This window comes from Kineococcus haloalkalitolerans, from assembly GCF_050871905.1.
In the GTDB taxonomy this organism is placed as follows: domain Bacteria; phylum Actinomycetota; class Actinomycetes; order Actinomycetales; family Kineococcaceae; genus Kineococcus.
The window spans coordinates 1-19,404 of the sequence record NZ_JBJLSH010000024.1 but is presented as its reverse complement, the minus strand read 5'-3'; the positions used below and the strand labels follow the sequence as shown (position 1 = coordinate 19,404).

21 protein-coding genes, 4 tRNA genes and 1 riboswitch are annotated in these 19,404 nt (G+C 76.4%); of the genes, 15 read left to right on the top strand and 10 right to left on the bottom strand.

Features of this window, described 5'->3' with window-relative positions; all coding sequences use genetic code 11:
• The first annotated feature begins 86 nt into the window (after positions 1-86).
• Positions 87-175: riboswitch (SAM riboswitch) on the top strand.
• The 3 genes from ACRYMY_RS11075 (at position 169) to htpX (ending at position 3,911) form a co-directional block, all read left to right on the top strand.
• The gene (locus ACRYMY_RS11075; protein WP_432547312.1) at positions 169-1,515 is read left to right on the top strand and encodes an MFS transporter; all 1,347 of its coding nucleotides are present in this window, start codon (positions 169-171) and stop codon (positions 1,513-1,515) included. Its footprint overlaps the riboswitch before it by 7 nt.
• Positions 1,512-2,894 carry an LLM class flavin-dependent oxidoreductase gene (locus ACRYMY_RS11070; RefSeq protein ID WP_432547311.1) on the top strand — a complete coding sequence of 461 codons (1,383 nt, stop codon included), beginning with the start codon at positions 1,512-1,514 and terminating at the stop codon, positions 2,892-2,894. The genes ACRYMY_RS11075 and ACRYMY_RS11070 overlap by 4 nt, the downstream gene beginning before the upstream one ends.
• 135 nt (positions 2,895-3,029) lie before the next feature.
• The gene (gene htpX, locus ACRYMY_RS11065; protein ID WP_432547310.1) at positions 3,030-3,911 is read left to right on the top strand and encodes a zinc metalloprotease HtpX; all 882 of its coding nucleotides are present in this window, start codon (positions 3,030-3,032) and stop codon (positions 3,909-3,911) included.
• A 58-nt stretch (positions 3,912-3,969) separates the two neighbouring features.
• Here the strand turns inward: htpX and ACRYMY_RS11060 are convergent, their stop codons facing one another.
• Positions 3,970-4,980: an alpha/beta hydrolase family protein gene (locus ACRYMY_RS11060; protein ID WP_432547309.1), complete on the bottom strand. Its 1,011-nt coding sequence runs from the start codon at positions 4,978-4,980 to the stop codon at positions 3,970-3,972.
• Positions 4,977-5,468 carry a YajQ family cyclic di-GMP-binding protein gene (locus ACRYMY_RS11055; protein ID WP_432547308.1) on the bottom strand — a complete coding sequence of 164 codons (492 nt, stop codon included), beginning with the start codon at positions 5,466-5,468 and terminating at the stop codon, positions 4,977-4,979. The genes ACRYMY_RS11060 and ACRYMY_RS11055 overlap by 4 nt, the downstream gene beginning before the upstream one ends.
• A 139-nt stretch (positions 5,469-5,607) precedes the next feature.
• Here ACRYMY_RS11055 and ACRYMY_RS11050 point away from each other — a divergent pair.
• The 8 genes from ACRYMY_RS11050 to ACRYMY_RS11015 all read left to right on the top strand — a co-directional run bounded on the left by ACRYMY_RS11050 (position 5,608) and on the right by ACRYMY_RS11015 (position 9,615).
• Positions 5,608-5,689, top strand: a tRNA-Tyr gene (locus ACRYMY_RS11050).
• An 84-nt stretch (positions 5,690-5,773) separates the two neighbouring features.
• Positions 5,774-5,845, top strand: a tRNA-Thr gene (locus ACRYMY_RS11045).
• A 29-nt stretch (positions 5,846-5,874) separates the two neighbouring features.
• Positions 5,875-5,947 (top strand) — tRNA-Met (locus tag ACRYMY_RS11040).
• Positions 5,948-6,104: 157 nt separating this feature from the next.
• Complete coding sequence (gene rpmG / locus ACRYMY_RS11035; protein WP_369055894.1) at positions 6,105-6,272, top strand: 50S ribosomal protein L33; 168 nt, start codon at positions 6,105-6,107, stop codon at positions 6,270-6,272.
• Between the two features lie 23 nt (positions 6,273-6,295).
• Entirely contained in the window at positions 6,296-6,763 is a 468-nt protein-coding gene (locus ACRYMY_RS11030) for an FAS1-like dehydratase domain-containing protein (protein ID WP_432547307.1), read from the top strand.
• Positions 6,760-7,200 (top strand): MaoC/PaaZ C-terminal domain-containing protein, encoded by a 441-nt coding sequence (locus tag ACRYMY_RS11025; protein ID WP_432547306.1) that lies wholly within the window; start codon positions 6,760-6,762, stop codon positions 7,198-7,200. Before ACRYMY_RS11030 ends, ACRYMY_RS11025 begins: the two co-directional genes overlap by 4 nt.
• A complete protein-coding gene (locus ACRYMY_RS11020) occupies positions 7,197-8,456 on the top strand; it encodes an MFS transporter (RefSeq protein WP_432547305.1) in 1,260 nt (419 codons plus the stop codon). The genes ACRYMY_RS11025 and ACRYMY_RS11020 overlap by 4 nt, the downstream gene beginning before the upstream one ends.
• Before the next feature lie 61 nt (positions 8,457-8,517).
• Positions 8,518-9,615 (top strand): UDP-N-acetylmuramate dehydrogenase, encoded by a 1,098-nt coding sequence (locus ACRYMY_RS11015; protein WP_432547304.1) that lies wholly within the window; start codon positions 8,518-8,520, stop codon positions 9,613-9,615.
• On the opposite strand, the gene ACRYMY_RS11010 is transcribed toward ACRYMY_RS11015, so the two are convergent.
• The 8 genes from ACRYMY_RS11010 to ACRYMY_RS10975 all read right to left on the bottom strand — a co-directional run bounded on the left by ACRYMY_RS11010 (position 9,581) and on the right by ACRYMY_RS10975 (position 17,173).
• Positions 9,581-9,997, bottom strand: coding sequence for a GntR family transcriptional regulator (locus tag ACRYMY_RS11010; protein ID WP_432547303.1), 417 nt, complete (start codon positions 9,995-9,997; stop codon positions 9,581-9,583). The genes ACRYMY_RS11015 and ACRYMY_RS11010 overlap by 35 nt on opposite strands.
• On the bottom strand, positions 9,994-10,920 hold the full coding sequence (locus ACRYMY_RS11005; protein WP_432547302.1) for a hypothetical protein: 927 nt from the start codon (positions 10,918-10,920) through the stop codon (positions 9,994-9,996). The genes ACRYMY_RS11010 and ACRYMY_RS11005 overlap by 4 nt, the downstream gene beginning before the upstream one ends.
• Positions 10,921-11,018: 98 nt before the next feature.
• Complete coding sequence (locus ACRYMY_RS11000) at positions 11,019-12,053, bottom strand: adenosine deaminase (protein ID WP_432547301.1); 1,035 nt, start codon at positions 12,051-12,053, stop codon at positions 11,019-11,021.
• Positions 12,054-12,107: 54 nt separating this feature from the next.
• Complete coding sequence (locus ACRYMY_RS10995) at positions 12,108-12,770, bottom strand: response regulator transcription factor (protein ID WP_432547300.1); 663 nt, start codon at positions 12,768-12,770, stop codon at positions 12,108-12,110.
• Positions 12,767-14,008, bottom strand: coding sequence for a sensor histidine kinase (locus ACRYMY_RS10990; protein WP_432547299.1), 1,242 nt, complete (start codon positions 14,006-14,008; stop codon positions 12,767-12,769). Before ACRYMY_RS10990 ends, ACRYMY_RS10995 begins: the two co-directional genes overlap by 4 nt.
• Complete coding sequence (locus tag ACRYMY_RS10985; RefSeq protein WP_432547298.1) at positions 14,005-14,871, bottom strand: ABC transporter permease; 867 nt, start codon at positions 14,869-14,871, stop codon at positions 14,005-14,007. The genes ACRYMY_RS10990 and ACRYMY_RS10985 overlap by 4 nt, the downstream gene beginning before the upstream one ends.
• Complete coding sequence (locus tag ACRYMY_RS10980; RefSeq protein WP_432547297.1) at positions 14,868-15,821, bottom strand: ABC transporter ATP-binding protein; 954 nt, start codon at positions 15,819-15,821, stop codon at positions 14,868-14,870. Before ACRYMY_RS10980 ends, ACRYMY_RS10985 begins: the two co-directional genes overlap by 4 nt.
• Positions 15,822-15,928: 107 nt before the next feature.
• Positions 15,929-17,173, bottom strand: a complete 1,245-nt coding sequence (locus ACRYMY_RS10975) for a pyridoxal phosphate-dependent aminotransferase (RefSeq protein ID WP_432547296.1) — start codon at positions 17,171-17,173, stop codon at positions 15,929-15,931.
• Positions 17,174-17,335: 162 nt separating this feature from the next.
• On the opposite strand from ACRYMY_RS10975, the gene ACRYMY_RS10970 reads away from it, so the two are divergent.
• The 4 genes from ACRYMY_RS10970 (at position 17,336) to rplK (ending at position 19,298) form a co-directional block, all read left to right on the top strand.
• A tRNA-Trp gene (locus tag ACRYMY_RS10970) sits at positions 17,336-17,408 on the top strand.
• A 72-nt stretch (positions 17,409-17,480) separates the two neighbouring features.
• The gene (gene secE / locus ACRYMY_RS10965; protein WP_369055907.1) at positions 17,481-17,714 is read left to right on the top strand and encodes a preprotein translocase subunit SecE; all 234 of its coding nucleotides are present in this window, start codon (positions 17,481-17,483) and stop codon (positions 17,712-17,714) included.
• 64 nt (positions 17,715-17,778) lie between these two features.
• Positions 17,779-18,708, top strand: a complete 930-nt coding sequence (nusG, locus tag ACRYMY_RS10960) for a transcription termination/antitermination protein NusG (protein WP_432547295.1) — start codon at positions 17,779-17,781, stop codon at positions 18,706-18,708.
• 158 nt (positions 18,709-18,866) lie between these two features.
• Entirely contained in the window at positions 18,867-19,298 is a 432-nt protein-coding gene (rplK, locus tag ACRYMY_RS10955; RefSeq protein ID WP_432547294.1) for a 50S ribosomal protein L11, read from the top strand.
• Positions 19,299-19,404 lie beyond the last annotated feature (106 nt).

Sequence of the window (19,404 nt, the reverse complement as noted above, 5' to 3'; positions counted from 1 at the left end):
CGCGCCGCCGCAACAGCCCCGGTGCGACGCGCCGTGACGGGGCGGGCGCGTTGCGCGCTCCGGAGGCGATGGCCTAGCGTTCCCGGCGGCCATCCAGAGCGACCGAGAGACCTGGCTCGTCGACGTCGCAGCAACCACCCGCGAGGGACGGTGCTACCGCCAGGACCGATGGGAGACGCACCCGCAGTGAGCACCGCCCCCGCGCCCTCGCGCGCCCTGCCCGCCCCCGACGTCGCGCGCCGCCGCGCGGCCCTCGGCTCCTTCGTCGGCACCACGATCGAGTGGTACGACTACTACCTCTACGGCACGGCGGCCGCCCTCGTCCTGGGCCCGCTGTTCTTCCCGCAGTCCAGCACCGCGGCCGGCACGGTCGCGGCGTTCGCCACCTACGCGGTGGGTTTCGTGGCCCGCCCGCTGGGCGGCGCCGTCGCCGGCCACCTGGGCGACCGGGTGGGCCGCAAGGCCGTCCTCGTGGCGGCGCTGCTGCTCATGGGCGTGTCCACCACGCTCATCGGCCTGCTGCCGACGTACGCGCAGATCGGCGTGTGGGCGCCCGTGCTGCTGACCCTCGCCCGGCTGCTGCAGGGCTTCTCCGCCGGCGGGGAGTGGGGCGGCGCGGTGCTGCTGTCCGTCGAGCACGCCCCGCCGGGGCGGCGCGGCCTGTACGGCGCCGTCCCGCAGATGGGCTCGGCGGCCGGCATGGTGCTGGCCAGCGGTGGTTTCTGGCTGACGCGCACGCTGCTGGACGACGAGCAGTTCTTCTCCTGGGGCTGGCGGGTGCCGTTCCTCGTCAGCGCCGTCCTCGTCGTCGTCGGCCTGCTCATCCGGCTGAAGGTCACCGAGTCGCCGGCGTTCCGCGCGGTGCGCGAGGCTGGGGAGGTGGCCCGCCAGCCGGTCCTGGAGGTGCTGCGCCGCAACCCGCGCGGCGTCCTGCTGACGACGGGCATGCGGCTGGGGCAGAACGGCGGCTACGTCCTCTACACGGTGTTCGCGTTGAACTACCTGGCCAACCAGGTGCGCGAGGACGGCGCCGACCTGGGCCTGCTCGCGGTCCTCGTCGCCTCCGTCCTGAGCCTGGCCGCGACCCCGCTGTGGGGCCGGCTGTCGGACCGGGTGGGCCGCAAGCCGGTGTACCTGTTCGGCGCCGTGCTGACCGCCGTGTTCACCGTCCCGGCGTTCTGGCTGCTCGACACCGGCGCGGGCCTGCTGATCGGCGCGGCCGTCGTCGTGGCCGTCAACCTGGGCCACGACAGCATGTACGGGTCGCAGGGCGCGTTCTTCGCCGAGCAGTTCGACGAGCGCACCCGCTACAGCGGCGCCTCGCTGGGCTACTCGATCGGCGCGGTCCTCGGCGGCGGCCTGACCCCGCTGATCGCCGCCGCGCTGCTGGCCGCCGGGGACGGGTCGCCGTGGCTGGTCGCCGGGTACCTGAGCCTGCTGGCGGTGCTGACGGCCGTCTCGGCGGCCGCCGCCCGCGAGACCGCGTTCGCGCCGCTGGCCGGGAGCGAGCGGTGAGCGCCACCCCCGCCGGGCGCGGCCCGCTGCGGCTGAACGCGTTCGCCATGGCCTGCGTGGGCCACCAGGCCGCGGGGCTGTGGGCGCGGCCGGAGGACCGCAGCGCCGACTACCGCACGCTGGAGCACTGGACGTCGCTGGCGCGGCTGCTGGAGCGCGGCGGGTTCGAGTCGCTGTTCCTGGCCGACGTCCTCGGCGTCTACGACGTGCACGGCGGCTCGCGCGACGCCGCGGTGCGCGCCGCCGCCCAGGTCCCCGTCAACGACCCGCTGGGCGCGGTCTCGGCGATGGCGGCGGTGACGCGGACGCTGGGCTTCGGGCTGACCGTCACCACGACCTACGAGCAGCCGTACTCCCTGGCGCGGCGGCTGACGACGCTGGACCACCTCACGGGCGGGCGCGTGGCGTGGAACGTCGTCACCGGCTACCTGGACTCCGCGGCCCGCAACCTCGGCTTCACCGCGCAGGTCGCCCACGACGAGCGCTACGAGGTCGCCGAGGAGTACCTGGAGGTCTGCTACAAGCTGTGGGAGGGCTCCTGGGAGGACGGCGCGGTCGTGCGCGACGCCGAGCGCGGCGTCTTCGCCGACCCGGCCAAGGTCCACGACATCGCCCACCACGGCCGGTACTTCGACGTCCCCGGCGCGTTCCTGTGCGAGCCGTCGCCGCAGCGCACCCCGGTGATCTTCCAGGCGGGCTCGTCCCCGCGCGGGCAGCGCTTCGCCGGCACCCACGCCGAGGCCGTCTTCGTCATCGGCCCCACCGCGCGGCACGTGCGCCGCTCGGTGGACGCGCTGCGCGAGCAGGTCGAGCGGGCCGGCCGCGACCCGCGCGCGGTGCGGGTGTTCGCCGGCCTGACGGTCGTGGTGCGCCCGGACGACGCCGAGGCCGCGGCCCTGCTGGCCGACTACCGCGAGCGCGCCAGCCGGGAGGGGGCGCTGGCCCTGTTCGGCGGGTGGACGGGCGTCGACCTGGCCGGGCTCGCCCCGGACGCGCCGCTGCAGCACGTCACCACCGACGCCAACCGCTCGGCGCTGGCGAGCTTCACCCAGGACCCCGAGCGCACCTGGACGGTCGACGACCTCGCCCGCTTCGTCGCCGTGGGCGGGCGCGGGCCGGTGCTGGCGGGCTCACCGGCCACCGTGGCCGACGCCCTGGAGGAGTTCTCCGACGTCGCCGACGTCGACGGCTTCAACCTCATGTACGCGACGATGCCGGGCACCTTCGCCGACGTGGTGGACCACCTCGTGCCCGAGCTGGAGCGCCGCGGGCGGCTGGCGCCCCGGCCCGCGGCCGGCACGACCCTGCGCGAGCGGCTGGGCACGGGCGAGGGCCCGCGGCTGGCGGCCGCGCACCCGGGCGCGCGCCACCGGCGCTGACCGGCCCTGTCCCGCGGCGCCCCCGGGTGGTGCGCCGGAACGCCTCCCCGCCGCGGGGCGTTGCACCGGTGCGCCCGGGCAGCCGTCCCGCCGGGCGCCACGTCGTCCGGGGCGCGAGACGAGGGAGGGGCCGGGTTGCACCGCCACCACAACGGTCTGAAGACCGCCGCGCTCTTCGGGGCCATCTGGGCCGTCCTGCTCCTGCTGGGGTGGGTCCTGGCCAGCTCCTTCCGGGCGCCGGTCTTCCTGCTCGTCTTCGCCGTCCTCGGCGTGGTCACCACCGCCTACGGCTACTGGAACTCCGACAAGCTGGCGATCCGCGCCATGCGCGCGCGGCCGGTCTCCGAGGCCGAGCAGCCGGCGATGTACCGGATCGTGCGGGAGCTGTCGAACCGCGCGCAGCAGCCGATGCCGCGCCTGTACGTGTCCCCGACGATGGCGCCCAACGCCTTCGCGACGGGCCGCAACCCCGACAACGCGGCCGTGTGCTGCACCGAGGGGATCCTGCAGATGCTCGACGAGCGGGAGCTGCGGGGCGTCCTCGGGCACGAGCTGATGCACGTCTACAACCGCGACATCCTCACCTCGTCGGTGGCCGCGGCCGTCGCCGGGCTCATCACCTCGATCGCCCAGTTCGGGATGTTCTTCGGCGCCTTCGGCGGCGGCGGCCGCGACGGCGAGCGCGGCAACCCGATCGCCGTGCTGCTGCTGTCGCTGGCCGCGCCGATGGCCGCCACCCTCATCCAGCTGGCCATCAGCCGCACCCGCGAGTACGACGCCGACGAGGACGGCGCGAAGCTGACGGGCGACCCGCTGGCGCTGGCCTCGGCGCTGCGCAAGCTGGAGATGGGCACCCGGCAGCTGCCGCTGCCGCCCGAGCGCGAGCTGGTCAACTCCAGCCACCTGATGATCGCCAACCCGTTCCGCGGCGGTGGCGTGTCGAAGATGTTCGCCACCCACCCGCCCATGGCCGAGCGCATCGCCCGCCTGGAGGGGCTGGCCGGCTACCGCCGCTGACGCGGCGAGCGCCCGCTCGACCCGCGCCCGCCCGGCTTCACCGGGCGGGCGCGCGCGTTCAGGCGCCCAGCGCCTCCAGCTGCGCGGTGATCCAGTCGCGCACCGAGCCCCACGTCTCCTCGCCGACGTACAGCGGGTCGACGTGGGTGCCGCCCTCGAACAGCTGCAGGGACACGGTGTCGCCGGCGGCCGTCGCGGCGTCGGCGAACTCCTGCGTCTGGGTGACGGGGACGGTGTCGTCGGCCGTGCCGTGCACGACGCGCAGGGGCACCCCCAGCGGCACGAGCCGGGTCGGGTCGCCGAGGGCGTAGTGCTGGTCCACGACGTCGGCGGGCCCGCCGAAGACGGCGACGACGTTCGGGTCGCCGGTCTCGCCGCCCAGCGCGGTGGGGTGCAGCACGCCGGACATCGACGCGGCCACCGCCGGCACGACGCGCGGGCCGGAGCCGGGGGCGCCCTCGGGCAGCCGCGGCCGGGCCGCGGCCCACAGCGCCAGGTGCCCGCCCGCGGAGTGCCCGACGACGGCGGTCCGCTCCAGCGGCAGGCCGTGCTGGGCGGCGGCCTCGGCGGCCATGTCCACGGCCGTGGCCACGTCGGTGAACGTCCCCGTCCAGCCGCCGCCGTCGTCGTCGTAGCCGCGGTAGTCGGTGTTGAGGACGGGCCAGCCGCGGCCGACGAGGTCGGCCACGTGCAGGTTGAGGTTGCGCCGGTCGGTGCGCGCCATGTACCCGCCGCCGTGCACGAGGACGACGATCGCCTCGCGCCGCCCGTCGGCCGGCAGCCACAGGTCGGAGACCTGCCGCGGGTGGTCGCCGAAGCGGTACTCGCTGCGCTGGGACTCGCTCAGCCCCTCGGGGACGAACGGCTCCTCGGTCTCCGTGGGCGTGGGCTCGGGCGCCGGCCCGGTCTCCGTGGGCGTCGGCGCCGGCTCCGGGGTGGTCGGCGCCGGCTCCGGCTCCCCGCCGGAGCAGGCGGCCAGCGCGCCCGTCCCGCCCAGCGCGGCGAGGCCGAGCAGCGCGCGCCGGGTGGGTGCCGGGACGGGCCGGGCCGCGGGGGAGGGGCGGCTCACCGGTAGTTGACGAACTGCAGGGCGACGTCCAGGTCGGCGCCCTTGAGCAGCGCGATGACCTCCTGCAGGTCGTCGCGGCTCTTGGACGACACGCGCATCTCGTCCCCGGTGACCTGCGTCTTGACGCCCTTGGGGCCCTGGTCGCGCACGAGCTTGCCGATCTTCTTGGCGACGTCCTGCTCCAGGCCCTCCTTGAGGGTGCCGGTGATGCGGTACTCCTTGCCGGAGGCGACCGGCTCGGAGGTGTCCAGCGCCTTCAGGGACACCCCGCGCTTGATCAGCTTCGTCTGCAGGACGTCGAGCACCGCGGTGACGCGCTCCTCGCTGTTGGCGGCCATGAGGATGGTGTCCCCGCTCCAGCGCACCGAGGCGTCCACGCCCTTGAAGTCGTAGCGCTGCGACAGCTCCTTCGCCGCCTGGTTGAGCGCGTTGTCGACCTCCTGCCGGTCCACCTTGCTGACGACGTCGAACGACGACTCGCTGGCCACGGACTGCTCCCCCTCGGTGTTGCCCGGTGCTGCCCGGACGTGCTGCCTGGACGGTGCTCGTGCCCCGGTGCGCGGCCGGTGTGACCGCACCCCCGGGACCTTGCTATCCTCTCACTCGTCCCCGGCACGCCGGGGGCATGGCGGGTTGCCCGAGCGGCCAAAGGGAGCGGACTGTAAATCCGCCGGCATTGCCTTCGTTGGTTCGAATCCATCACCCGCCACGTCGCGAGGCGCGACCCGGGCCCGGTCAACGGGCCCGGGTCGCGGCGTGTAGGCTCGACCTCACGCCGCGCAGCGCGGCGAGTGCCCCGATAGCTCAGTGGTAGAGCACTTCCTTGGTAAGGAAGAGGTCTCGAGTTCAATCCTCGATCGGGGCTCGCAGCACGCCCCCGCGCAGGGCGTGCGCGGCGGAGTAGCTCAGTTGGTAGAGCAAGCGGCTCATAATCGCTGTGTCGTCGGTTCAAGTCCGGCCTCCGCTACGCGAGACGTGCGAGCGGTCGTCCTCCGTGGGGCGACCGCTCGTTCCGCGTGCCGGGTGGCCGCCGCACGGGCGTACCCTGGACGGCAGACCGCGGCGCACCGCCGAGCTCTCGCGAGCGCCGCCCGCTGGACCGAGAACGAGAGAGGCACCCCGCCGTGGCCAAGACCACCGACGTCCGCCCGAAGATCACCATGGCTTGCACCGAGTGCAAGGAGCGGAACTACATCACCAAGAAGAACCGGCGCAACGACCCCGACCGGCTCGACCTGGCGAAGTTCTGCCCCCGCTGCGGCCGCAAGACCACCCACCGCGAGACCCGCTGACCCAGCGCGCAGCAGGCGGCACCGTGAGCCCCTCGAACCCCGTCACCGTCGACGAGTCCTTCCAGGGGCGGGTGTACCCCGTGGGCCCGGCCGTGTCGGTCACCGCCGACGCGGTCCGGGCCTTCGCGCGTGCGGTGCGCGCCGGGCACCCGGCCCACCACGACGCCGAGGCCGCGCGCGCCCTCGGGCACGCCGACGTCGTCGCACCGCCCACCTTCGCCGTCGTGCTCGCCCAGCGCGCCGACGCGCAGTTCGTGCAGGACCCGGCCGCGGGCGTCGACTTCTCCCGCGTCGTCCACGGCGAGCAGACCTTCACCCACCACCGCCCGATCGTGGCCGGTGACGAGGTCGTCGCCCAGCTGCACGTGGACCGCGTGCGCGTCGTCGCGGGCAACGCGATGGTCACCACGCGCAGCGAGCTGCGCACCGCCGCCGGCGAGCCGGTGTGCACCGCCGTGTCCACCCTCGTCGTCCGCGGAGCCGACTCGTGAGCCAGCCCCCCACCGGCGCCCGCCGCTTCGACGACGTGGCCGTCGACGACGAGCTGCCCGAGGTCGAGCACGCCCTCAGCCGCGCCGACCTCGTCGCCTACGCCGGCGCCAGCGGGGACCACAACCCCATCCACCAGGACGAGGCCGCCGCCCGTGCCGTCGGCCTGCCCGACGTCATCGCCCACGGCATGCTGACGATGGGCCTGGCCGGCTCGGCCGTCGAGGACTGGGCGGGCGACCCCGCCGCCGTCGTCTCCTTCGGCACCAAGTTCACCCAGCCCGTCGTCGTGCCCGCCGGCACCGCCGCGGCCGTGCGCGTCTCCGGCAGGGTCAGCGCCCGCGACGAGGACGCCCGCACCGCCACGGTGGAGCTGACGGTCACCAGCGCGGGCGTGAAGGTCCTGGGCCGCGCCCGCGCCGTCGTGCGCCTGCCGTGACCGGGCCCGCCCCCGGACCCGGCGCCGCCGTCCCCGCGGCGGGTCCCGCCCCGGCCGTCCGGCGCGCGCGCACCGCCGTCTACGCCGCCTTCACCCTCAACGGCTTCGCCTTCTCCACCTGGATCTCGCGCATCCCGACGGTGCGCGAGGACCTCGGCCTGAGCAACAGCCAGCTCAGCTTCCTGCTGCTGGCCCTGTCGGTGGGCTCGGTGCTGACGATGCCGCTGGCCGGCCTCGTCGTCATGCGCCTGGGCCGGGTGCGCACGGTCACCGCCGGCGTCCTCGCCGTCGCCACCGGGCTGCTGACGGTCGCCGTGGGCGTCGACGTCGTCGGCAGCGCCGCCCTCGTGGCCGCGGGCCTGTTCGTCCAGGGCGCCGGCACGGCCGCCTGGGACGTGGCGATGAACGTCGAGGGCGCCGCCGTCGAGCGCCGCCTCGGCCGCTCGATCATGTCCCGCTTCCACGCCGGGTTCAGCTTCGGCACCGTGGCCGCTGCCGGCCTGGGCGTCCTGCTGCTGCGCCTCGGCGTGCCCACGTGGGCGCACCTGGGGACGCTGGCGCTCGCCGTCCTGGCCGCGACGCTCGTGGCCGTGCGCGGCTTCCTCGCCGCCCCGCCGGCCCCCGAGCCGGGGCAGGAGGAGCCGCGCGGGCTGGCGCTGCGCGACGCCTGGCGCGAGCCGCGCACGCTGCTGCTGGGCGTCATGGTCCTGTGCATGGCCTTCGTCGAGGGCACCGCCAACGACTGGCTGGCCCTGGGGCTGGTCGACGGCTACGGCGCCTCCCACGACACGGGCGTCGCCGGCTTCGCCGTCTTCGTCGTCTTCATGACCGTCGGCCGGTTGCTCGGCCCGGTCCTGCTGGGCGTGATGAGCCGGGTGGCGGCGCTGCGCGCCTGCGCGGCGCTGGCCGTCGTGGGCGTCGTCGTCGTCGTCACGGCCCCCTCGCTGCCCGTGGCCCTCCTCGGCGCCGCCGCCTGGGGCGTGGGCGCCGCTCTCGGCTTCCCGCTGGGCATGTCCGCGGCCGCCGACGACGAGGCCGGCGCCGCCGCCCGCGTGAGCGTCGTCTCCTCCGTCGGGTACGCGGCCTTCCTGGCCGGCCCGCCGCTGCTGGGCTTCCTCGCCGACCACGTCGACGTCCTGACCGCCCTGCTGGCCGCCGCCGCGGCCTCCGCGGTCGCGCTGGCCCTGTCCAGCACGGCGCGCCCGCCGGCCGGCGCCGTGACCGTGGGCTCGGCCCCGCCCACCCGCGTGCCCTGACCCCCGCGCCCCACCAGCCCCGCTGACCCCCGCGTCCCCGACCCGCCCCGGGAGGCCGACCGTGACCGCTGCGCCGACCGACGTCGCGCTCGCCCCGTTCACCACCCTGCGCGTGGGGGGCCCGGCCCGCCGGGTCGTCCTGGCCCGCACCGCCGACGAGCTCGTCGAGGCGGTCGCCGCCGCCGACGCGGCCGGCGATCCGCTGCTGCTCGTGGCGGGCGGCTCCAACCTGCTGGTCGCCGACGACGGCTTCGACGGCACCGTCGTGCGGGTGGCCACCACCGGGGTGCGGCTGGAGTCCGAGGACGCCTGCGGCGGTGCCGTGGTCACCGTCGCGGCGGGGGAGAGCTGGGACGGCTTCGTCGCCCGCGCCGTGGCGAACGGGTGGACGGGCGTGGAGGCGCTGTCCGGGATCCCCGGCACCGTGGGCGCCACCCCCGTGCAGAACGTCGGCGCCTACGGCCAGGACGTCTCGCAGACCCTCGCCGCGGTGCGCACGTGGGACCGCGTCGAGCGGCGCCAGCGCACCTTCGCCGGCGCCGACCTGCGCTTCGGCTACCGCACCTCGCGGCTCAAGACCGAGCGGGTGGCGCTCGCGGGCACCCACGCCGAGAGCCGCTACGTCGTGCTGGAGGTGCAGTTCCAGTTCCGGCTGTCGGACGCCTCCGCGCCCGTGGCCTACCCGGAGCTGGCCCGCCGCCTCGGTGTCGAGGTCGGCGACCGCGTGCCGTCGGCCGACGTGCGCCGGGCGGTCGTGGAGCTGCGCCGCGGCAAGGGCATGGTCTGGGACGCCACCGACCTCTCCGACCACGACACCTGGAGCGCGGGCTCCTTCTTCACCAACCCCGTCCTGCCGGCCGAGCGCGCCGACGCCCTGCCGGCCGACGCGCCCCGCTACCCCGCGGGCACCGACGGGGACGGCCGGCCGCTGGTCAAGACGTCCGCGGCGTGGCTCATCGAGCGCGCCGGCTTCGGCCGCGGCCACGGCGCGCCCGGCCCGGCGGCGCTGTCCACCAAGCACGCGCTGGCGCTGACCAACCGCGGCGGGGCCAGCGCGGCGGACCTGCTGGCGCTGGCCCGCGAGGTCGCCGCCGGGGTGCGCGAGCGCTTCGGCGTCGACCTGGTCAACGAGCCGGTGCTCGTCGGCTGCTCGCTGTGATCGGGGGGCGGGACCGGGCGCGCGCCAGCGCACCGCGCACGACGTCGAGGACGTCCTCCTCGTCCATCCCCGCCTGCAGGGCCCGCTCGACGAACCCCTCCGCCGCCCAGCGCACGTCGTCCTCGACGGCCGGCGCGGTGGCGGTGACGACCGTGCCGGTGCGCCGCCGCGAGGCCACGAGCCCCGCGGCCTCCAGCTCGCGGTAGGCGCGCTGCACGGTGCCCAGGGCCAGGCCGAGGTCGGCGGCCAGCGCCCGCGCCGCCGGCAGCCGGTCGCCCGTACGCAGCGCGCCGGTGGCCACGAGGGTGCTCACCTGCCGGCGCAGCTGCTCGTAGACGGGTACGGCCGAGGCCGTGTCGACCGTGACGGACAGCTCGCTCACGCGCGCACCGGCTCGCCGGGCGCCGGGCGCAGCCCCGGCGCGGGCAGGGCCAGGACGAGGACGCCGGCCAGCGCGGCGACCAGCCCGGCCACCGCCGCCGCGACGCCGCCGACCTGCCACAGCGGGTCGCCGGCGACGACGGTCCACACCCCGTCGACGGCGTAGCGGCCGCCGGTCAGCCGGGCGGCCGCCTCGCCGCCGACGACGAGCAGCGCCCCCGCGGTGCCGAGCAGGGCGCTGAGGGTCACCCGCAGGACGCGGTGCACGGCGGTGGTGCGCAGCAGGGCGTCGGTGGTGGCGTCGGCGCCGGGTACGGCCGGGCGCCGCACGAGGCCGCGCACGACGAGGGCCGTCACCGCGGCGAGCACCGCGGCGGCGGCCGCGACCGGGCCGGCGTAGAACGCGCCGGGGAAGGCTCCGGCGCTGGACCCGAGGACCCCGTCGGGGGAGGTCCACGAGACCGCGCGGCCCGTGCCGTCGGCCAGGGCGGCGCCGAGGGCGCAGACGAGCAGCAGGCCGGCCGCGGCGGCGGTGGTGGCCCGCGCCAGGGCGCGCGGGGCGTGCTCGCGCACGGTGCGCGGCGCCAGCCGGGCGGTGCGCACCGGCGAGGCGCGCCGCGGCCGGTGCAGCGCGGCGCCCGCGGCGCTGACGAGGGCGTGCGCGGTGGCCGCCACGAGCGGGACGGTCGCCACCGCCTGCGTGCGCTCCAGCGACGTCAGGGGCAGCGACGTCCCGGCGAGCAGGACGGCCGCGGTCACCGCGAGCGCCGCGACCGCGACGAGCGCGCCGTGCCGGCGGGCCGCGGCCACCGCCGGGTCCAGCCGGGCGGCGGGCACGCGCCGGGCCAGCACGACGACCGCCGCGACGGTGCCGGCGACGAACAGGAGCAGGAGCGGGACGACGAGGAGCAGACCGGCGAACACGGGCGGACCTCCGGTGCGGGAGCACCGGGGTGCTCAATGACATGATTCATTGAGTCAATCACGCGGCGCGGGCCTCCGTCGAGCCCCTCACCACCGCCTCACCCGTCCGCCGGGGCCGCCGCCCACCCGTCCACCGCCGCCAGCAGCTCCCGCCGCACGTCCGCCGGCGCCCGCGAGGCGCTGATCGAGGAGCGCGCCAGCGCCGCCAGGCCCGCGTCGTCCAGGCCGTGGTCATCGCGGGCGCTGCGGTACTGCGCCGCCAGCCGCGGGCCGAACAGCAGCGGGTCGTCCGCCCCCAGGGCCACCTGCGCGCCCGCCGCGAGCAGCGTCCGCAGCGGCACGCTGCCCAGGTCGTGCGCCACCCCCAGCGACACGTTGCTCGTGGGGCACACCTCCAGCGCCACCCCCGCGGCCACCACCCGGTCCAGGACGGCGGGGTCCTCGGCGCTGCGCACGCCGTGCCCGATCCGGTCCGGGCGCAGCGCGTCGAGCGTGTGCGCGACGTGGCCGGCCCCCAGCAGCTCCCCGGAGTGCGGCACGCACGCCAGCCCCGCCCGCCGGGCGATGTCGAACGCCGCGGCGAAGTCCGCCGTCGTGCCCGCCCGCTCGTCGTTGGACAGCCCGAAGCCCACGACCGTGCCCGGTCCCTCGCCCGCGTACCGGGCGGCCAGCCGGGCCAGCGCCCGCGCGTCCAGCGGGTGCCGCGTCCGGCTGGCCGCCACCACGACCGCCACGGCCGTCGGCGTCGTGGCGCTGGCCTCCCGCGCCGCGTCGAGCACCACCTCCAGCGCCGGGACGGTGCCGCCCAGGTGCGCGCCGTACGTGGTGGGGTCGACCTGCAGCTCCAGCCAGCGCGAACCCTCCGCGGCGTCGTCCTGCGCGGCCTCCAGGACGACCCGGCGCATGTCCTCCGCGGTGCGCACGCACGAGCGCGCCGCGTCGTACAGCCGCTGGAAGCGGAACCAGCCGCGCACGTCCGGCGACAGCGACAGCACGCGCCGCCCGTCGAGGGCCGGCGGCAGCCGCACGCCGTGCTCGGCGGCCAGCTCCCGCAGCGTCGCCGGGCGCATCGACCCCGTGAAGTGCAGGTGCAGGTGGGCCTTCGGCAGCGTCTGCACGGGACGGTGGTGCACGCTGCGTGAGTCTGCCAGGGCTGGGCGTGACGAGCCGGGGGAGCGGTGGCGCGTTCAGCGCTCCCCGGGGCGCGGCAGCAGCCCGCGCTCCATCGCCACCGTCACCGCGTGCGTGCGGTCGTCCACCCCGAGCTTGGCGAACGCCCGCAGCAGGTGCGTCTTGACCGTCGCCTCGCCGATGAACAGCCGCCGGCCCACCTCGGCGTTCGTGGCGCCCTCCGCCACCGCGGCCAGGACCTGCACCTCCCGCGGTGTCAGGGCCTCCGGCACCGGCTCGCGCAGGCGCGCCACCAGCCGCGCCGCCACCGGCGGCGCCAGCACCGTCTCCCCGCGCGCCGCCGAGCGCACCGCGTCCAGCAGCTGCGGCAGCGGGGTGTCCTTGAGCAGGTAGCCCGTCGCCCCGGCCTCCACCGCGCGCACGATGTCGGCGTCCGTCTCGTACGTGGTCAGCACCAGCACGTGCACGCCCGGGTGCTCGCGGCGCACCCGCTCGGTCGCGCCGGCGCCGTCCAGCCGCGGCATCCGCAGGTCCATGAGCACCACGTCCGGGCGCAGCCGGGCCACCTGCTCGACGGCCTCCAGCCCGTCCGCGGCCGAGCCGACCACCTCGATGCCGTCGGCGGCGGCCAGCAGCGCCTCCAGGCCGCCGCGCACGACGGGGTGGTCGTCGGCCACCAGCACGCGCACCACGGCCCCGGCACCGGCCGGCGCGTTCACGCCCCGCCCCCCGCACCCTCGGCGGGTGCCGCGCCGGCACCGGCCGGCACGCGCACCCGCAGCACCGTCCCGCCGCCCGGGACGCCGCCCACGTCGAAGCGGCCGCCGGCCTCCTCCACCCGCCGGCGCGTGCCCGCCAGGCCGTAGCCGCGCCCGGCCGCCTCGGCGTCCGGGCCGATGCCCACCCCGTCGTCGACGACCTCCAGCACCACGCCGTCGGCGCCCGCGCACAGCCGCACCCGCGCCCGGGTGGCCCGCGCGTGCCGGCGCACGTTGCCCAGCGCCTCCTGCGCCGCGCGCAGCAGCACCACCTCGCCGGGACGGCCCAGCCCGCCCAGCCCGTCGCGGGCCCCCACCTGCACGTCCACCTGCACGTCCACCCGGACCCCGCTCTCCCGGGACACCCGGTCCGCCAGCCGGCGCAGCGCCTGCTCCAGCCCGCCGTCGTTCAGCGCCACCGGCGACATGGCGGCCACGAGGGTGCGCGCCTCGGCCAGCCCCTCGCGGGCCGCCTCCTCGACCTGCCCCAGCCGCTCGCGCACGGCCGCCGGGTCGTCGGCGACCGCGTCCGCCGAGCGGGCCAGCAGCAGGACGCTCGTGAACCCCTGGGCGAGGGTGTCGTGGATGTCGCGGGCCAGCCGCGCCCGCTCCTCGCTGACGCCGGCGGCGTGGTGGGCCTCCGCCAGCTGCGCCCGGGCCGCCTCCAGCTGCGCGATGAGCTCCGCGCGCTCCTGGCTCTGATCGATGATCTTGGAGATCCAGACGCCCAGCGCGCAGCTGAACAGGACGCTGACGCCCAGCGAGGTCGCCACCCCCGGCGCGCGCGCCAGCGACCCGTACCCGGCGACCAGGCCCACCGTGGCCGAGGCGGCGAGCGCCACCGTCCAGGCCACCCCCTCCCGGGTGGTCTCCGACAGCAGCCACACCTGCGGGAAGCCCAGGAACAGCAGGAAGCTCAGCTCCGGCTGGCCGGCGAACGCCGCGCCCAGCCCCAGGACGAGGACCACCAGGTAGGGGCGGCCGGTGCCGCGCTCGGTCGCGCTGCGCGCGCCGCGCAGCACGTACGCGAGCGCCACCGCGGCCACGGCGGCCGCCGCCAGGGGCCAGCGCTCGCCCGGCACGGCCACGAGCACGACCACGGCGATGCCGAGCATGACCGCCGCGGCCACGTGCCAGCCGACGACGGCGCGCACCCACCACGAGGGGCCGTCCGCGCGGGCGGGCGCCGGGGCGCTCACGCGTCCCGCCGCGACCAGCGGAAGGTCCGCAGGCACACCACGAGCCCCACGAGCGCCCACGCGGCCAGGACGAGCGCCCCGGTGCCCAGCTCCCAGCTGCCGCCGGGCTCGGCGGCCACCGCCGACTCCGGCAGGAAGGCCGCCCGCATGCCCTGCGCCATCCACTTCAGCGGGAACAGCTCGGCGACGCTGCGCATCCACTCCGGCAGCGAGCCGTAGACGAAGAAGACGCCGGAAACGAACTGCAGCACCAGGACCAGCGGGGTGATGACCGCGTTGGCCGAGGCCCCGCTGCGCGGCAGGGCGGAGGCGGCGATCCCCAGCACGCACCCGGCGACCGTGCCCAGGGCGAACACCCACGCGAAGCGCAGCCAGTGCTCGGCGTCCGCGGGCAGCGGCACGTCGTAGGCCAGGCGCGCCACCGCCAGCAGCAGCACCGTCTGCGCCAGCGAGCTGACCAGGACGGCGCCCACCTTGCCCAGCACGTAGGCGCTCACCGGGACGGGCATGCCGCGCAGCCGCTTGAGGGTGCCGTCCTCGCGCTCGCGGGCGATGGTCACCGCGAGGTTCTGGAAGCTCGTCAGCACGATCGCGGTGGCCGCGATGCCGGCGAGGAAGTAGCGGGCGAAGGGCGTGCCGTCGGGCAGCTCCTGGTCGCCGAAGACCGCCCCGAAGATCACCATCATGAGCACCGGGTAGGCGAAGACGAAGACGACGGCGTCGCGCTCGCGGGAGCTGGTCAGCAGCTCCAGGCGCACGCGGGCCAGCGCCAGCCGCGCCGTGGACGGGCGCCGCCGGGCGGGCGCGCGCCCCGCGGCCGGGACGTCGCCGGGCGTGGTGCCCGTGGTGCTGGTGCTGCTCACCGGGACCTCCTCGGGGTGGGGGCGGGGACGTGCTCGGGGGAGGCGCCGGTCCCGTCGGCGGCGGCGCCGGCGGAGTCCAGCAGCGCGAGGTAGGCGTCCTCCAGCGTGGGCCGGCGCACCTGCAGGCCGGGCACCTCGCCGTCCACCAGCAGGCCGGGGCGCGCCAGCAGCGAGCGCACGAGCGCCGTGGGCGCCGCGGTGACCTCCTCGCGCGGCCGGCCGTCCTCGGTCCAGCTCACGACGGCGCCCAGCGCGGCCCGCCCGCCCAGCCGGTCGGGCGGAGCGACCTCCAGCAGGCGCCCGCGCGCCACGACGCCGACGCGGTCGGCCAGCTGCGCGGCCTCGTCGAGGTAGTGGGTGGTGAGCAGGACCGTCGTGCCGTCCGCGCGCAGCGCGCGCACGAGGTCGTGGAACTGCCGCCGCGCCTCCGGGTCGAAGCCCGTGGTCGGCTCGTCGAGGAACAGCAGCTCGGGGCGCCCGAGGATGCCCAGGGCCACGTCGAGGCGCCGCCGCTGCCCGCCGGACAGCGCCCGCACCCGGGTGCGGCGCTGCCCGGTCAGCCCGACGGCCTCCACGACCTCGTCGGGGTCGCGGGGGTCGGCGTGGTAGACGGCGAAGTGCCGCACGACCTCCTGCACGGACAGGTCCGCGGCGTCGGTGGCGCTCTGCAGCACGATGCCGGTGCGGGCGCGCCAGTCCAGGCCGGCGGTGGCCGGGTCCTGCCCGAGGACCTCGACCTCCCCGGCGGTGCGGCTGCGGTGGCCCTCCAGGACCTCCACGGTGGTGGTCTTGCCGGCCCCGTTGGGACCCAGCAGGGCGAAGCACTCCCCGCGCTCGACGTCGAGGTCGAGGCCGTCCACGGCGAGGTGGCCGGTGACGGGGTGCCCGTAGCGCTTGACGAGGCCGCGGACCCGCACGGCGGGACCCGCGGCGGTGGTCGCTGTGCTCATGAGCCCGAGCGTGCCGCGCCCGGGGCCCCGGCGGCACCACCGCGGGGCGGTCACCGGTGTCCACCGGCCGGTGGACGGCCGGTGGACCCCGGTGGCTGCGGCTGCGCTCAGGACACCTCGGCCAGCAGCCGCTGCAGGCGCCCGACGCCCTCGACGAGGTCGTCGTCGGCCAGGGCGTACGACAGCCGCAGGAAGCCGCTGGGGCCGAACGCCTCGCCGGGCACGACGGCCACCTCGGCCTCGGTCAGGACGATCTCCGCGAGCGCCGCGGAGGAGGTGATCTCCCGCCCGCGCAGGCTCCTGCCGATGAGCTGCTGCACGGAGGGGTAGGCGTAGAAGGCGCCCTGCGGCAGGGGGCACTCGACGCCGGGGATCTCCGAGAGCATCGAGACGATCGTGCGCCGGCGCCGGTCGAAGGCCTCGCGCATGCGGGCGACGGCGTCCAGCCCGCCCGTCAGGGCCGCCACGGCGGCGCGCTGGGAGACGTTGGCGACGTTCGAGGTCAGGTGCGACTGCAGGTTGCCCACGCCCTTGACGACGTCGGCGGGCCCGACGAGCCAGCCGACCCGCCAGCCCGTCATGGCGTACGTCTTGGCGACCCCGTTGAGCACGACGCAGGTGTCGGCCAGCTCGGGCACCTCCACGGGCATCGAGGCGGCGCGGGCGCCGTCGTAGACCAGGTGCTCGTAGATCTCGTCGGAGACCACCCAGACACCGTGCTCGAGGGCCCAGCGGCCGATGGCGCGGACCTCCTCGGGCGGGTAGACGGCGCCCGTGGGGTTGGAGGGGGAGTTGAACAGCAGCACCTTGGTGCGCGGGGTGCGCGCGGCCTCCAGCTGCTCGACGCTCACGCGGTAGCCCTGCTCGGGACCGGCGAAGACCTCCACGGCGGTGCCGCCGGCCAGCCGCACGGCCTCGGGGTACGTCGTCCAGTACGGCGCCGGCAGCAGCACCTCGTCGCCCGGGTCGAGCAGGGCGGCGAAGACCTCGTAGACGGCCTGCTTGCCGCCGTTGGTCACCAGGACCTGCGAGGGGGGCACCTCCCAGCCGGAGTCGCGCAGCGTCTTGGCGGCGATGGCCTCGCGCAGGACGGGCAGGCCCCCGGCGGGGGTGTAGCGGTGGTTGGCGGGGTCCTGGCAGGCCGCCACGGCCGCCTCGACGACGTCGGCGGGGGTGGGGAAGTCGGGCTCACCGGCGCCGAAGCCGATGACCGGGCGCCCGGCCGCCTTGAGCGCCTTGGCCTTCGCGTCGACCGCCAGCGTGGCGGACTCGGCGATGCCGGCGACGCGGGCGGAGACGCGACGGCGCTCCGGGGTCGCGGGCGGGGCTGCGGGGGAGCTCGCGGCGGTCATGCGCCCATCCTGTCACCGGGCCCGGCGGCGGGTCCGGTGCAGCGGCGCGGGCCCGGGTCCGGGGGCGGGTTCGACGCGGGGCGCCGTCCTCGCCTACAGTGGCCGGGCGGCGGCTCGTTCCGCCGTGGTGACGCGCGCCCGGCGGGGCGCTCGGAGCCGTACAGGGCAGTGGCGCAATTGGTAGCGCACCGGTCTCCAAAACCGGCGGTTGTGGGTTCGAGTCCCTCCTGCCCTGCGAGCACCACCGGCGTCCGCCGAGGACGCGTCCGCACGACGAGCACCGGCGACGGTGAGGGGCAGGGTCCACGTGAGCCAGACGACGAAGGCGCAGGCGGAGCCCGCCGACGCCCGGAAGCGCACGGGGGTCCTGCTCTTCCTGCGCCAGGTCGTCGAGGAGCTGCGCAAGGTCGTCTGGCCCACCCGCAAGGACCTCGTCAGCTACACGGGCGTCGTCCTGGTCTTCGTGTCGGTGATGATGCTCTTCGTGTCTGCGCTGGACTACGGCATCGGCCGGCTCGTCCTGCTGGTGTTCGGGTCCTGACGGACACGCCGCGGGCCCGCCGGCCCGTCCGTCTCCCGATCATCTGAGGAAGCAGGTCAGCACCGTGTCCGAGCAGTGGGGACCCTCCGTCGGTCAGCGTTCGTCCGACCACGACGCCCAGCCCGACGACGTGTTCGCCGCGCTCACCGGCTACAGCGGCGAGGACGTGCGCGCCGACCACGCCGCCGACGCCGAGGCGGCGGACGAGCAGGCGGCCGACACCCCGGACGTGCCGGTCGCGGACGCGCTGGGCGCCGTCGAGGGCGACGAGCCGGGCGACCTGGGCGACGCGGACCCGCTGGCGGACGTCGCGGCCGACCCCGCGCAGGAGGTCACCGACGAGGACGTGGCCGCCGCCGCGACGGCCGGCGCGGACGACGAGGACGTCGACGAGGCCGAGGAGTTCCGCAAGAAGCTGCGGCGCATGCCCGGCGACTGGTACGTCGTGCACAGCTACGCGGGCTACGAGAACCGCGTGAAGACCAACCTCGAGACCCGCATCACCAGCCTCAACATGGAGGACTACATCTTCCAGGTCGAGGTGCCGATGGAGGAGGTCGTCGAGGTCAAGAACGGCCAGCGCAAGAACGTGCGCCGCGTGCGCATCCCCGGCTACGTCCTGGTCCGGATGGACCTGACCGACGAGTCGTGGGGCGCCGTGCGCCACACCCCGGGCGTGACGGGCTTCGTGGGCAACACCCACCAGCCGGTGCCCCTGTCGACCGACGAGGTCTTCTCGATGCTGGCCCCCTCGCTGCAGCCCAAGCCCAAGGCGGGCGCCGAGAGCGGCGCCGGCGCGGCGGCCGCCCCCGCGGCCAAGGTCGTGGACTTCGAGGTCGGCGAGTCCGTCACCGTCATGGAGGGTCCCTTCGAGACGCTGCCGGCGACGATCTCCGAGATCGCCCCCGAGCGGCAGAAGGTCACCGTGCTGGTCTCGATCTTCGGTCGCGAGACGCCCGTCGAGCTCAGCTTCAACCAGGTCGCCAAGATCTGAGGCGTCCCGCCCCGCAGCGAGCCCCGGCCGGACGGCCGGGGCTCGCGCGCGTCCGGCGCCACCGCGCGCGCCGCGTAGACTGGACGACGGCCTCAACCCGTCGTCGCCCGATCCGCGGGCACCGATAAGGCCGCCCACCGCTACCGAGAGGACCGACCGTGCCCCCCAAGAAGAAGGTCGCCGGGCTCATCAAGCTCCAGATCAAGGCCGGTCAGGCCACTCCCGCCCCGCCGATCGGCCCCGCGCTCGGTCAGCACGGCGTGAACATCATGGAGTTCTGCAAGGCGTACAACGCGCAGACCGAGGCCCAGCGCGGCAACGTCATCCCCGTCGAGATCACGGTCTACGAGGACCGCTCGTTCACCTTCATCACCAAGACGCCGCCGGCCGCCGAGCTGATCAAGAAGGCCGCGGGCGTGGAGAAGGGCTCCGGGGAGCCGCACGTCAAGAAGGTCGCCTCGCTGACGACCGCGCAGGTGCGCGAGATCGCCGAGACGAAGCTGCAGGACCTCAACGCCAAGGACGTCGACATGGCGGCCCGCATCATCGCCGGCACCGCCCGGTCGATGGGCATCACCGTCCAGGACTGACCCCTCCCGGGCGTCCGCACCGGACGCCCGCCCCGGGGGCCCGCCCGGGCGGGGGGGGGGTGGGCGGGGGGGGCGGGGGGGCGGCGAGAGCAGACGTCGCCACGCC